This window comes from Ensifer sp. B1-9, assembly GCF_050474445.1.
In the GTDB taxonomy this organism is placed as follows: Bacteria; Pseudomonadota; Alphaproteobacteria; order Rhizobiales; family Rhizobiaceae; genus Ensifer.
Genome location: NZ_JBCHVG010000001.1, coordinates 421,699 through 434,957, shown reverse-complemented (window position 1 = coordinate 434,957; position 13,259 = coordinate 421,699). Strand labels below are relative to the sequence as shown.

General features: G+C 62.0%; 14 protein-coding genes. 10 read left to right on the top strand and 4 right to left on the bottom strand.

The genetic code is table 11. The features are described from left to right. Positions 1 to 12 precede the first annotated feature (12 nt). Both ACQ5BM_RS02090 and ACQ5BM_RS02085 read left to right on the top strand, forming a co-directional pair. Positions 13 to 420, top strand: coding sequence for a hypothetical protein (locus ACQ5BM_RS02090; RefSeq protein WP_429807101.1), 408 nt, complete (start codon positions 13 to 15; stop codon positions 418 to 420). A 68-nt stretch (positions 421 to 488) separates the two neighbouring features. Beyond that, entirely contained in the window at positions 489 to 1,022 is a 534-nt protein-coding gene (locus ACQ5BM_RS02085) for a putative immunity protein (protein WP_429807099.1), read from the top strand. 24 nt (positions 1,023 to 1,046) lie between these two features. Here ACQ5BM_RS02085 and gcvA read toward each other — a convergent pair whose 3' ends face one another. Next, a complete protein-coding gene (gene gcvA, locus ACQ5BM_RS02080; RefSeq protein WP_429807096.1) occupies positions 1,047 to 1,955 on the bottom strand; it encodes a transcriptional regulator GcvA in 909 nt (302 codons plus the stop codon). Between the two features lie 125 nt (positions 1,956 to 2,080). Here gcvA and ACQ5BM_RS02075 point away from each other — a divergent pair, with 125 nt between their 5' ends. Both ACQ5BM_RS02075 and ACQ5BM_RS02070 read left to right on the top strand, forming a co-directional pair. Beyond that, positions 2,081 to 2,788, top strand: coding sequence for an SDR family oxidoreductase (locus tag ACQ5BM_RS02075; RefSeq protein ID WP_429807093.1), 708 nt, complete (start codon positions 2,081 to 2,083; stop codon positions 2,786 to 2,788). A 350-nt stretch (positions 2,789 to 3,138) separates the two neighbouring features. Continuing rightward, complete coding sequence (locus ACQ5BM_RS02070) at positions 3,139 to 5,196, top strand: AAA family ATPase (RefSeq protein WP_429807090.1); 2,058 nt, start codon at positions 3,139 to 3,141, stop codon at positions 5,194 to 5,196. A gap of 43 nt (positions 5,197 to 5,239) precedes the next feature. Here the strand turns inward: ACQ5BM_RS02070 and ACQ5BM_RS02065 are convergent, their stop codons facing one another. Continuing rightward, a complete protein-coding gene (locus tag ACQ5BM_RS02065) occupies positions 5,240 to 6,142 on the bottom strand; it encodes a LysR family transcriptional regulator (RefSeq protein WP_429807088.1) in 903 nt (300 codons plus the stop codon). 294 nt (positions 6,143 to 6,436) lie between these two features. Here ACQ5BM_RS02065 and ACQ5BM_RS02060 point away from each other — a divergent pair, with 294 nt between their 5' ends. After that, a complete protein-coding gene (locus ACQ5BM_RS02060) occupies positions 6,437 to 7,210 on the top strand; it encodes an SDR family oxidoreductase (protein ID WP_429807085.1) in 774 nt (257 codons plus the stop codon). Positions 7,211 to 7,566: 356 nt separating this feature from the next. Here the strand turns inward: ACQ5BM_RS02060 and ACQ5BM_RS02055 are convergent, their stop codons facing one another. Further along, on the bottom strand, positions 7,567 to 8,061 hold the full coding sequence (locus ACQ5BM_RS02055) for a nucleoside deaminase (RefSeq protein ID WP_429807083.1): 495 nt from the start codon (positions 8,059 to 8,061) through the stop codon (positions 7,567 to 7,569). A gap of 237 nt (positions 8,062 to 8,298) precedes the next feature. After that, positions 8,299 to 8,532, bottom strand: coding sequence for a hypothetical protein (locus ACQ5BM_RS02050; protein ID WP_429807080.1), 234 nt, complete (start codon positions 8,530 to 8,532; stop codon positions 8,299 to 8,301). Between ACQ5BM_RS02050 and ACQ5BM_RS02045 the strand changes: the two genes are divergently transcribed. From ACQ5BM_RS02045 to ACQ5BM_RS02025, 5 genes are all read left to right on the top strand, one after another. Beyond that, a complete protein-coding gene (locus ACQ5BM_RS02045) occupies positions 8,531 to 10,813 on the top strand; it encodes a mechanosensitive ion channel domain-containing protein (RefSeq protein ID WP_429807077.1) in 2,283 nt (760 codons plus the stop codon). The two genes, ACQ5BM_RS02050 and ACQ5BM_RS02045, sit on opposite strands and share 2 nt — an antisense overlap. Positions 10,814 to 10,966: 153 nt before the next feature. Beyond that, on the top strand, positions 10,967 to 11,833 hold the full coding sequence (locus ACQ5BM_RS02040; RefSeq protein ID WP_429807074.1) for a hypothetical protein: 867 nt from the start codon (positions 10,967 to 10,969) through the stop codon (positions 11,831 to 11,833). Positions 11,834 to 12,000: 167 nt separating this feature from the next. Next, complete coding sequence (locus ACQ5BM_RS02035; protein WP_429807071.1) at positions 12,001 to 12,237, top strand: hypothetical protein; 237 nt, start codon at positions 12,001 to 12,003, stop codon at positions 12,235 to 12,237. 282 nt (positions 12,238 to 12,519) lie between these two features. After that, positions 12,520 to 12,642 carry a hypothetical protein gene (locus tag ACQ5BM_RS02030; RefSeq protein WP_429807068.1) on the top strand — a complete coding sequence of 41 codons (123 nt, stop codon included), beginning with the start codon at positions 12,520 to 12,522 and terminating at the stop codon, positions 12,640 to 12,642. Positions 12,643 to 13,127: 485 nt separating this feature from the next. Next, positions 13,128 to 13,259: a hypothetical protein gene (locus ACQ5BM_RS02025; RefSeq protein WP_429807065.1), complete on the top strand. Its 132-nt coding sequence runs from the start codon at positions 13,128 to 13,130 to the stop codon at positions 13,257 to 13,259.

Here is a 13,259-nt window from a genome sequence, read left to right as displayed (position 1 = left end):
ACCGGCGAACCGATGGGACACGGGATCAAACGGCGGTTGCTGATTGCGCTTTGCGCGCTTCTAACCTTCTATGGCTTGCTGGTATCGATCGGCCCGCTCGCCTTGATGGCATTGATCCCTTACCTGCCGCCGGGGCCGGGCTGTGATGTCGACCTGTCCGATGAAGAGATCAAGGCCCTCGTGGTCGAAGACGTGCAGAGGTTCCTTCGCCCCGGCGGGCACCGATACAAGGCCGAAGATGGCCTCTGGACCATCTGGCAGCCGTCCTTCCAGCGGCCGAAGGATGCCGATCCGCACGACAACCTGCACCCTTATCGGGTGGAAGTCAGCTTTGGCGACGCGTCGTTCTCATCGCTTGTCGGCCCTTGCGGCAGGACCGTCATCACGGCGAGAACCGCCTGGGAGCCTCCCAATTCGTAAAAAATCCTCCCGTGCCGCCGCCACGAACCAGACGTTGCCGTCCGCCGCAGCCGCAAAGATCTTCAATCATGCACGATGACATCGCCCTGCCCCTGCTCACCGAAGACGACCTGCGCCACATTACGCGCTGGGCGGTGCTCTCGGCCGAACGCGCGCTCCCGGTCTACGAGGCGGCCGCGCCGGGCGACAACCGCCCGCGTGAGGCGATCGCAGCGGCTGTCGCCTTTGCTGGAGGCGGCGCGCGCACCGCGCATCTGCGCAAGGCCGCGTGGGGCGCTCAACGAGCGGCGCGCGAGGTCAGCGATCCCGCCGCCAAGGCGGCCGCCCGCGCGGCCATCGCCGCCGCCGGTGCGCCCTACACCCACCCGATCGAGACGCCGCATCAGATCAACCACATCCTTGGTCCCGCCGCCTATGCCGTCCAGGCGCTCTCGCTCGGCAAGGAACACGAAGCCTTGGCCATCGAAACCGAACTGCGCCGGGCGATCGCCGCCGCATCGGACGAAATCCGGCGCATCATCCGCAAGATGCCGGGGCGCAAGCCCAGCAAGGGCGCCTTTCACGCGCTGCTCTACCGGCTCGATACCGCCCTGCGGGGGTGACGGCCCCGGCGGCGGAGCAGGAGATCACGCCAGAGCCCGCTCACGCCCCTTGCCGGCTTCCTCGCTGATCCAGGCGATCACCGTCTGGAGTGCCGGCGATTTGCGATAGCGCGGCCAGACGAGATAGAAGTCCGAAGGCCCGGACATCGACCCCGCGAAAATCCGGACGAGCCGCCCTTCGGCAATGTCCTGCGCCACGAAATCGCCGTTGGCGAGCACGATCCCCTGGCCGGCGATCGCCGCCTCGATGGCGTGCGAGGTCTGGTTGAAGCTGATGCCCTTGAACGAGGCCTGTCGGCTCTCGCCGAAATGCCGCTCGATGAATTCGGGCCAGAAGTTGTGCGCGTCGTGCAGCAGCGTGTAGCCGGCAAGCTCGTCCGCCGTCTCGGGCACCGCCCGGCCGGCCATCAGCATCGGGCTGCAGACCGCGACGATCTCCTGCTCGAACAGCAGTTCCACCGCCAGTCCCGGCCCGAAAGGCGGCCGCCCGTAACGCACCGCCAGGTCCACGCCATCGGCCTGGAAGTTCGACATGCGGTCGGTCGCGAGAATATGCAGGTCGAGATCCGGGTGGCGCGCGGTGAAATCCGGCAGGCGCGGGATCAGCCATTTCGAGGCGAAAGATGGCGTGGTGCTGATCGTCAGCCGCACCGGCTGCGGCTTCAGCCCATCCGTCGCCCGGGCGATGATCTCGAGCGCACGCCGGATATCGGCGATATAGCCGCGCCCCTCGCCCGTCAGCGCCAGCATGCGCGGCAGCCGTTCGAAGAGTTTCACCCCGAGTTCGGCTTCCAGCCCGCGGATCTGCTGCGCCACCGCCCCTTGCGTGACGCCAAGCTCCTCGGCCGCCAGCCGAAAGTTCAGATGGCGCGCGGCCACCTCGAACACTTTCAATCCATTCAGCGAAGGGAGCTTTCCGGGTGCGTCACTCATCCGATAGTTTTTCTACTGGCATAGGAAAGCGAAACTGCTTCGTCGTTGCGTCCCGGAGATGGTATTTCAAGTGCAATACCAGCACAATCGGCACCCGGCTGAATGCGACGAGAGAGGATAGAACCATGGCAGTAGTAGAAAAAGTGGCAGTTATCACCGCCGGCGGCAGCGGCATGGGCGCCGAAAGCGCAAGGCGCCTCGCCGCCGACGGCTTCAAGGTCGCGATCCTGTCGTCCTCCGGCAAGGGCGAGGCGCTCGCCGCCGAGCTCGGCGGCATCGGCGTCACCGGCTCCAACCAGCTAAATGACGATCTGAAGCGCCTCGTGGACGCGGCCATGGAAAAATGGGGCCGGATCGACGTGCTGGTCAACAGCGCCGGCCACGGTCCGCGCGCCCAGATCCTCGAAATCACGGACGAACAATGGCACACCGGCCTCGACGTCTACCTGATGAACGTCATCCGCCCGGTCCGCCTCGTCGCGCCGATCATGCAGAAGCAGAAGTCCGGCTCGATCGTCAACATCTCCACTGCCTGGGCCTTTGAACCGTCGCCGATGTTCCCGACCTCCGCCGTCTTCCGCGCCGGCCTTGCCTCCTACACGAAGATCTTCGCCGACACCTACGCCGCCGACAATGTGCGCATGAACAACGTTCTGCCCGGCTGGATCGACAGCCTGCCGGCAACCGAAGAACGCCGCGACGCCGTGCCGATGAAGCGCTACGGCACCAGCGCCGAAATCGCCGCAACGATCGCCTTCCTCGCCTCCGACGGCGCCGGCTACATCACCGGCCAGAACATTAAGGTGGATGGCGGGCTCACGCGTTCGGTGTGAGGGGGCGAACTGATGTTAACTATATCGCTTTCACTGTCCTCGGCGTGGCTCGGGAAAGTAATATCATCTTCGTGGAAACAACCACGGCGTCCGTAATCAGCTGCGTCGTCCGAATACACTCGGCCTGCGCCAACGCTGGCGGTTCAACAGCCGAGCCGGAACTTGTCCAAAATCTCGAAGAGGTGAACAGAGGGCAAATTTCGATGCAACCCACTAAAATCGTGCGAAGAAGACCCTCATTGCGCTTTGGTTGGCGCCAGCAAATTCTGGGGACGTTTCTATCTAAGGCATCAACGTATACTTGAAATTATCGCCCATATTGAGCTGAATGCGCTGATACGGAGAGCAGCATGTACATCAGCCACATCGCGGTAAAGAATTTTCGCGCCATTACAAACATCAGTATCGAACTTAGTAAGTACATAAATGTCATAGTCGGGCCAAACGGCATAGGAAAAACCACGATCCTGCAAGCCATCCGCTTGGCAAAGGCGCTCGCTGCTCCGCGAACAGTGAATGAGGCTCAGCAGGTCCTCATCTCACTGGGCGCTGCTTCTCCGCATTTCCCCCAGCATCTTTTTTTGGAGGGGCTGGCTCAGGATCTGAATAATGATGTGGACATCCGTTGCACCTATACATTGACCCCTCACGAAATATCCCTTGCGGAGGCGTCAACACATGCCATCACGCGGCACTTTATCGCCGCTCGCATGGGGTTGAACTTTGCGAACCCAGCCCAGATCGTACAATTCTTGCAGTCACCGGAGGGCGTGCAAGCGAACCAGAAAGTACATGAAGAGCTCGATACAGCCATAAGGCGATTAAAAATAGATCCAACTCTCCAGGTGGGAATAATACTTAGACCATCCAGCGGTGACCTAAGAATCGTCGATCCTTTGGCCGGAGTTATGCTTGCATTCCTGGACCAACGGCTACCTCCTACACACTCGATTTTTTCATACTTTCCTGCTGATCGCGCCCTACCGGTTGGGGAAACAAACCTTCAGCTTGGTGGCCCAGACGCTCAGCAGCAAATGGAGATGCACAACTCTCAGCCCCAACTCAAATATCAGCGCCTAAAAAACCTCATAATAAATGCAATGGTTTTGGAAGGTGGGGATTCAGAACAGAACACCGTCAAGGCGGAATTCGAAACCATTTTTACGGAACTGCTACGGGGCAGGCGAATTGAGGAAATTCGCGTCAATGACCTTGGTTTGCTTTCTGTAATGACTAGGGAATTGGCGACAGATCGCCTAATAGAGTTAGATAGCCTAAGCAGCGGCGAGAAAAATATCGCTCTTACTTTTCTAATCGTTGCCAAATCACTGGCTCATGGAGGAATCGCTCTATTTGACGAGCCAGAATTGCACCTAAATCCAGCAGTCAGCCGCGACTTGTTGTCATTTATGCTGAGACAGTATTCAACACCCCGCGCCATCCAATTCCTGATGTGTAGCCATTCCCCAGAAATTTTGTCCGGAGCCTTTTCGAACGACGAGTGCGCCCTCTTACACCTAAAGTCTCCGACGGATATCACGCGGATCGCACGATCTGCCCGACATGAGTATGCGGAAGCATTGAACCGTCTCGGGACGTCGGTAAGCGAGTCACTTCTTTACCAAGGCACCATCCTAGTTGAGGGTGATCAGGACGTTCGCTTCTTAGAGATTGCATTTCCTGAATATGCGCGCCGCTTCAAGATAAAGGATCGCGGCGGGCGGCGCGAGGTCGAAAAAACTATTGTCGACCTACAAGCTCTGGAAGATAAGGGGCAGAAGGTTGCACCGATATTTGTAATCTTTGACAGAGATGAGGAGATCACCTCGCTTAAGAGTTCGAGCGCAGTACGCGTTATGCAGTGGACGCGACGCTCGATTGAAAATTACATGATAGGCATTGATGTCCTCGCGGAGCTTTTGCGAGATGAAGAAGTCACGCGAAACCCAATACTAAGCGAAGGAGAGGTAAGAAATTTTGTAAAGGGCCTCGCTATTCGGCAGGTTGATGCAATTGTTGCCCGTGAAGTTTACAACTCGTACGGCTTCCAAAATAGCTCTCTTCAAAAGGATGACCTGCTGGTTGAAGGGTTAGAAGCGATAACAACGAGACTTCAGAGCCGCTGGCTGAGCGCAAAAAATTCACTTCCGACAACGCCGGACGAAGAATGGACATCGGATTTTCTTAGTGCTTGTCGCATTCGCCGTAGCGAGCTTGAGGCGCAATGGGAGGCCAAGTGGCGAGAGCTTTGTGACGGAAAGAAGTTGCTGACCGACCTCTTCAAACGCGCCCAAATCAGGAAGTCTGAGGCAAGTTTCCGTGAACTCATAATCCGCAAGATGCGTGACATGGAGTCCGAGGATTGGATCGTCGTCAGAGATCATTTGCAGCAACTGATTCAAACCTAAGCATCCAACTTCAGCCGGATCCTCGAGAGCGGACCTTCCCCCCTCACGCCGTTATCACCCCTCGCATCAGCCCCTCCAGCCAGTCGGCGAACACCTTGAGCCGGCGCGACAAATGCTGGCGGTGCGGATAGAGCAGCGCCATTGGCATCGGCGCGGCGGTGTGGTCGGGCATCACCTCCACGAGCCGCCCTTCCCGCAGATGGTCGATCACGTCATAGGCCGGGATCTGGATGAGGCCGAGGCCGGCGAGGCAGCAGGCGATGCTGCCTTCGGCGCTGTTGACGCTGATGCGACCCGGCACGCTCACCGTGCGCGCCGCGCCGTCTTCGATCCACTCCCAGTCCTCCACCCGGCCGCTTGAGGGCGAGGCATAGTTGACGGCGAAATGACCGGCGAGATCGGCGGGCGTCCTCGGCGTGCCATACCGCGCGAGATAGTCGGGGCTTGCGACATTGATCAGCCGGAGCGTGCCGAGCGGCCGGGCGATCAGGCTGGAATCCTCGAGCGGCCCGACGCGCAGCGCACAGTCGACGCTCTCCTCGATCAGGTGCACCGCCCGGTCGGTCATGCCGAGGTCGATGTCGATGCCGGGGTAGCGCGCCAGGAACTCCGGCAGCGCCGGCGCCACGATCAGCCGGCCGATGCGGCTCGGCAGGTCGACGCGCAGCCGCCCGGCCGGACCGGTCGCCCCGCGGCGAAACAGGTTCTCCGCCTCCTCCACGTCCTGGATCAGCCGCAGGCAGCGCTCGTAGAAGGCGGCACCATCCTGCGTCGGCGCCACCTTGCGGGTCGTGCGGTGCAGGAGCCTTGTGCCGAGCCGGGTTTCGAGCGTCTGCACCGCCGCCGAAACGGAGGAGCGCGGCAGGCCCAGCGTATCGGCCGCACGGGTAAAGCTCGCGCTTTCTACGACGCGGGCGAAGATGCGGAAAAGCTCGATCCTGTCCATGCCCGGTCATGCCCATTGTTCGTCTGCTCTGACAAGTCATGTCACGAACGGACCCTTTATACCAGCGACACGGACGATATTCTCAACCCTGCGATGCCTGCCGCAGCCCGCCCTCTCGCATGGGCGGCGGCAAGGCGCGCGCTATCTGAAACACGGGCGTGCCGCGCCCGGGACGACCGGCCTCGTCGAGATGGACCGCCGGCGCCCGAGGCAGGGTGCGCGTGTGCCACACCCGGCTCTGATCCCGCCCCATTCAAAGTCCGGCCCGCGAGCGGCCGACAACAGGAGAAACCCATGGCAGACCACAGCATCAAAGGTAAATCCGTTCTCATCGCCGGCGGCGCGAAGAACCTCGGCGGGCTCTTGGCACGCGATCTCGCCGAACACGGCGCCCGCGGCGTCGCGATCCACTACAACAGCGCCGCCACCAGATCTTCGGCGGACGAGACCGTCGCCGCGATCAAGGCGGCCGGGGCCGCAGCCCACGCCTTCTCGGGCGATCTCACCAGCGCGGCCAATGTCGAAAAGCTCTTCGCCGATGCCAAGGCCGCGCTCGGCGGCATCGACATCGCCGTCAACACCGTCGGCAAGGTCTTGAAGAAGCCCTTCGTCGAAATCACCGAGGCCGAATATGACGAGATGAGCGCGGTCAATTCCAAGTCCGCCTTCTTCTTCCTGCGCGAGGCGGGCAGGCATGTCAGCGACAACGGCAAGATCTGCACGCTCGTCACCTCGCTGCTCGGCGCCTTCACGCCCTTCTATGCGGCCTATGCCGGCACCAAGGCACCGGTCGAGCACTTCACCCGGGCGGCCGCCAAGGAGTTCGGCCAACGCGGCATCTCCGTTACCGCCATCGGCCCCGGCCCGATGGATACGCCCTTCTTCTACCCGGCCGAAGGGGCCGATGCCGTCGCCTATCACAAGACCGCTTCCGCGCTCTCGGGTTTCTCCAAGACCGGCCTTACCGACATCGAGGACATCGTTCCCTATATCCGCTTCCTCGTCTCCGACGGCTGGTGGATGACCGGCCAGACGATCCTCGTCAACGGCGGCTACACGACGAAGTAAGGTGCTTGCCCCTCATCCCCGCGGTGAGGGGAAGCCCCCTCATCCGCCTGCCGGCACCTTCTCCCCGCAGGCGGGGCGAAGGGACGTGTGGCGCGCTCCCTGCCCCTGAGGAACGACGCCCGCCGCACTCGGGAGGGGCGCCTCCGACAATCGTCAATCGAGGGCAAGGATGAGCGGGCCGCGCCCTCGACGCGTCCCCTCTCCCCGCCTGCGGGGAGAGGGCCAGGGTGAGGGGCAGATCGTCACGCCGCCGCCAGACTTCAACCATCGATCGGATCGTCACGATCCTGCGGAGTGTCCCGACATGGCTGCTGTATTGAAGACGAAGCGGACCGAGAGCGGCCGGCGAAAGGCCGTCAGCGGTGTGACCAATATTCCTCGTGGAGTTTCGCCGCCTCGTCCGCAAGCAAGGGGCCGACGACTTCCGTTGGGCGCTGGCCGGCGGCGAACACGATGTGGCAGGGAAGATCGAGCGTCGGATTTTCCTCGCTTGCGCCGATCTGCTGTTTCATCTCCCGCTCGGACAGGCCAAACACGACACGCCCAATCCCCGCCCAATAGATCGCGCCGGAGCACATGGCGCAGGGCTCGGCCGACGTGTACATCGTGCATTCGGCCAGAAAATCCAAGGCATAGGCCTTGCCGGCACGCGTGGCGAGAAGCCGCTCCGCGTGGGCCGTGCGGTCGCCGCCTTCCGAACTGTAGCCGTTGCACTGTTCCAGCAGGACATTGCCGTCACGGTCGGCGAGAAGGGAGCCGAAGGGATGATCCCCGCCTTCGCGCGAACGCCGCGCCACGTCGAAGGCCTTCCGCAAGAGGGACTCGTCATAGGGCCGTTTGGTGCTTGCCATTTCGTCAGCTCCTGAGGATTGTCGCCGCCCGTTCGCCACCGTCCTTCCCAGCAGCGAAGCGGGTATCCGGCGTTCTTCGCCACCTGCGGCGCCGAGCGCTATCGGAGGCGCAAAGGTCGCCGTATCACTTTGAATGGCCGCATGTTCCCTCCTTCAATCGCCTACGATCAAAGGAAACAGCGGAAAGTCGCCGGTTTCCCGGCGCCGGTTATCTGGCATTCCCCCGATGAACAGGTTTCAACCATCGATCTTGATCCCTTTTGGCCCCGTCAGCAAGGCCGCTGGACGCCGCCCACTCGCCAGCGGATGATCGGGCTGGTCACGCTTGCAGCCGGACTGCGCAAGCCTTGAACACGGGGGCCGCGCCTCATCCGCCGCACCCTTCAAGATAGATTGTAATTTTGGAACATTGTGTAATGTGATGCGGATGAGCGCATGGCGCGCGAACGGGGCTCGATGGGTGAAGTTCATGGCATATATCCGCTTTTTCTGCCGTCATCTGCTCATTGGCCTGGCGCTGATTCTGGCGGTCGCCCTGCCCGCTTCTGCCCAGACCACCCCACCGCCGATCACCGTCATCCTCACGCCCGGCCAAAGCGCTGCCGAGATCGAGGAAACCTTGCGCGCCGCCGCAAAGGCCGGCGGGCCGGTCACGGTCGAATGGCGCGACGCGGCACATCAGGCCGCAACGTCGGGCAGCGTGGCGACATCGGAGAGCGGCCCCGCCTCGGCACCGGCCGTCGCCGCGACACCGACAACCGGCACGCCGCAGCAAGCCGCTCCAGCCGCCGACCCGGAGGACTCCTTCGGCACGCTTTCTGCCCGGTTTCTCAATGGCTTGCAGATGGGGCTTGCGGGCATGTCCGGCATCGCCCGCGTCATGGCTGACGTCGCGGCAGGCATCCGCGCCGAAGGCTGGTCGGTCGTCTCGGTTGCGGCCATCGCCGGGCTTGCGGTCGTCGCCGGCCTGGCCGCCGCCTTCGCCAGCCGCTTTCTCACCCATCGGCTGTTCGGCGCCTCCTTCGAGGTCGTCGACCTCCTGCACCGCATGCGCGCCTCCTTGATCCGGCTCGGCTTCGACATCGCCTATCTGGCGATCTTCGCCGCGCTCGCCCATGCCCTTGCTCGCCTGTTCCTGACGCCGGGCACGGCTTCGGCCGAGCTTGCCCGTGCCCTGATCACCATCGCCGTCGTCTCGGCCGTCTATGCCGTCGGCGCCCGCTTCCTCTTTGCGCCGACGCGGCCCGAGATCCGCCTGCTCGACATCGCTCATCCGCGCTTCCACGCCACCATGCTCACCGTCTATGGCGCGCTCAGCGCCGTCGTCGGCGCCAGCCTGCGCTTCGCCCACCTGCGCGGGCTGGAGCTTGCCGCCACCGACGGCTGGCTGCTGATCGGCGTCAGCATCCTCACGCTCGTCAAGCTCCACTGGTTCATCGCGGGTGCTGCCGATATTCGCGCGCTCTTTGCCGGAGAGAACCCCGGCCCGGTGCGCCGCGCCATCGCCTTCGGCGTGCCGGAGTTCTATGCCCTGAGCGCCATCGTGCTCTGGCTGATGACCGTCATCGTCGCCGGCAGCCCCAACAGCGCGGCCTGGAGCTTCGCCGGCGGCACCACGCAGATCATCCTGCTCGCCTTGCCGATCCTTGCCTTCGGCATCCATTCGCTGGCCGGGGCGGCGGCCGAGCGCCGGCGCACGCCCGCCTCCTCCAGGCTGCATGCGGCGATCTCCGGCAGCGTCCAGACGGCGCTGGCCGGCGCCACCTGGCTGATCGGCCTGCACATCATCATCGAACTCTGGCGCCCGGTGATGGTCCAGGACGATACGGCCGCCGCCGTCGGCTGGATCGTCATCCTCGAGCGCATCAGCCTTGCGATCGTGGCCGCCTGGGTGATCTGCAGCTTCCTCTGGCGGAGCTTCGAGGCCCTCGCCCCGTCGGCCCGCGTCGCCTTGCCCGGCGACAGCGAAAACGAGATGGTGACCCATCAGGCAAGCCGGCTCTCGACCATCCTGCCGCTCGTCCGCAACCTCATCTTCGGCGGCATCTTCGCCGTCACCAGCCTGGTCATCCTCTCCGCACTCGGCATCAACATCGCGCCGCTGCTGGCCGGCTTCGGCGTGCTCGGCCTCGCCCTTTCCTTCGGCTCGCAGACGCTGGTGAAGGATGTCGTCTCCGGCATCTTCTTCATCGCCGATGACGCCTTCCGCGTCGGCGAATATGTCGATACCGGCAAGCTCAAGGGCACGGTCGAGCGCATCTCGCTGCGCTCGCTGAGGCTGCGCCACCAGAATGGCCAGATCCACACCGTCCCCTATGGCCAGCTTCAGGCCGTGACCAATTACAGCCGCGACTGGAGCACGGTGAAGTTCGAGCTGAAATTCGAGCGCGACGCCGATCCGGAACAGATCCGCAAGACCATCAAGAAGGTCGGGCTCGCCATGCTGGAAGATCCGGAAGTCGGCGGAGAATTCCTCGAGCCCCTGAAGATGCAAGGCATCCAGGACATCACCGAAAACTCTCTCGTCGTCCGCCTCAAGTTCACCGCGCGGCCCGGCAACCCCAGCATCCTGCAGCGCGAGGCGATGAAGCGCCTGCTGCCGGCGCTGCGCCAAGCCGGCCTCGACCTCGCCTCCAACGCCGTCACCGTCCGTTCCGGCCCGGCCGGTGCCGCGGAAGCAGAAGCCGCGGCAGCAAACCTGGCGCTGGCGAAGAAGCCGGTGGCGACAGAGGCGGCGGACGCGGAAGGGTGAGGAACGATCCCGGTGACCGACTCTTGCACGTTCCCTTTAAGGTAAGCGCTGGCAAAACGCCCCTAGGATTCCTATCGCACCTACATTGGAACGGCGTTCTCCGAATTAAAGTCTTTAAATGCACTGTCAGCGGGCATCATCAGCCCGCGTTGCATGTTCGGGGCGATCGTCGGCGTTCTTGCGACTCAAGCGGTCATTGGTTCCTATAGCCACGTAGCAATAGTTAACGCTCACGAAGCAGTACTGGGGCACAACGTGATTGGAGAGCCAAGCAAAGAGACAGACCATGGACCGTTCCGACTCAAGCTATCGCCAGGCGTGCGCCTACGCTTGACTATGCAGCGAGAGATGCAGCTCGACCCCGACGGGGCAATCTTCACGAGCGCACTTTATGAGAAATATTTGTCGATGCATCGACTAGCGATATCGCGCCAAGAGGGAAATCTCAAAGCCCTCGTTTTTACTGACATCGGTTTGGCAATGCTCCTATTCGGAAAAAACGTAACAATTCCCGGAACGTCACTCGGATTGCATGACATTCCGGCCGGAATACAAGTTTTGACTGCTCTCTCCTCATTTACGTTCCTAATACTCTCCCTGACCTTCCTGAATTCACAGCTATACCAAGCCATTATAGAGCAATTTAGCATAAGAACAGCGGAACAAAAGCAGATTGACCCGGACTTCCTGACTGCGGCCGATACATTTACAGAACTTTACGTCAAGGCGTTTCGCGGAAAAATGAATATATTCGGAATCGATTTCTACGATGCTGGCCGCGGATTCCGAGCGTACTATGGCAGCCTACTCATACTTTTGGTAGCCGCTTTCATAAGCATTCTTCTACTTCACCTGGCTATTATCGGTTACGGCGTTTGGCTCAGCCTTAATTGGAGTTGGCTGTCCGCCTTATTTGTATCATCCGTCATATTAACTAATTTGGCGGCCGTAGCGGTCAATCTGGCAACCGAGTTCTCGTTCACAATTACTCAAGAACAGCTCAAGCTTCCACTTGAATAAAACTAGCACCTCTCAAAGGCTCCTCAGCCCTTTCGTAACCATCCCGAAATTTCGCGGGTCGTCCTCCTCACGAACTACGACAGGTGCCGTATGTCGCCTTGCTGTCGATGCGGCTAGGCCAGGCGGTCCCGCGCTTACTGCGCGTGGATCGAACCGAGGAGACTGCTATGAAAATCATCATTGCCGCTGCGGCATCGCTCACCTTCGCGACGTCCGCCATTGCCGCCGTGTCCCACGCCGACGTTGTCGTGCCCCAGGCCGACGTTGTCGTGCCCAAGGCCGAAAAGAAGACCGTTCTCAAGACGGAACACCAGGTCGAACTGGCCTGGGGGCCAAACCGTAGCAACGGTGTCAGCTCGAGCAACAAGGGCGCACCGGGCGGAAAAGAGTTCAACGGCCGCTAAGCCTAGCTCGGGGCGGCGCTGGCCGCCCTGAGTTCTCCCGGCATCCTGTCGAAACCGGCACGACCGATCCTCCCCCTCCACCACCGCAAATCACAAGCGCATCCGACGGCAAGGTGCCGCCCTTCGCTGTCTCCGCGGGAACAACGGACGCGCGGCTCCCCTGCTAGAACAGGAGCACAAAGGCCAAAGGCCTTTCGGCCGGGAGCATCGGCTTTCCGGTTCAACCCACCGCCCGGCCCAACGAAGGAACATGGTCAGGCAGGAAGAGCTTGGAGCGCCCGCATGCGTATCGTCCTGGTAGCCCTCGTCGCGTCAGTCATGAGCATCCTGGCGTTCAAATACGCCGATCATTCGCTCGGCAACACGCAGATCGTCGCAACGGCCGAAGAGCTCGCCGCCCTCTGACCGCGCTCCCGCGGCAGCGGTTCGCCACCCGCTCTCGACGACGCGGAACAGCGCAAACCGCCCGATCGCCAACAGCGGAAGTCGACCCTTCCCTCCCGCATAAGTTTCATTCCGGCCTGCAGCGGCCATCGTGTTCTGCAATCATCGCGTCATGCACGCGTATCGCGCCATCATCGCCGCCACGATGGCGGCAGCGCTTCACTAGCGGCTTGCCGGCGCTCTCCCACGTCGTCGGCGCAATCCACCTCATTTTCGGACGCCATCCTCTGCGCACTGCCGAGGTTGAGGGAGGCTCCCGTCGAGTAGCCGGCATCGCCGGTGCGGCCATCCCCGGATCGGGAGCCGGAAGCGCTCCCGACCGTCCCGGCAGACAGCAGCCGGAGTACGTCTTCGGCTGCCGCGCGCTCCCAACCGTCCCCCGGTTCGCGCTTCCATCCCCGGCTGGTTCTGGTAAAACCGGAACACGCATGACGGAGCGCTGCAACATGAACAATGACAACCTCTGGTACTCTCTTGTCGGCACCCGCGACACCAACACCGGCATGCTGCGGTTCATCGGCGCCGTCCTCGCCTTCATCCTTGTTTTCGGCGCACTCTTCTGGCTGCTCGGCCTGTAA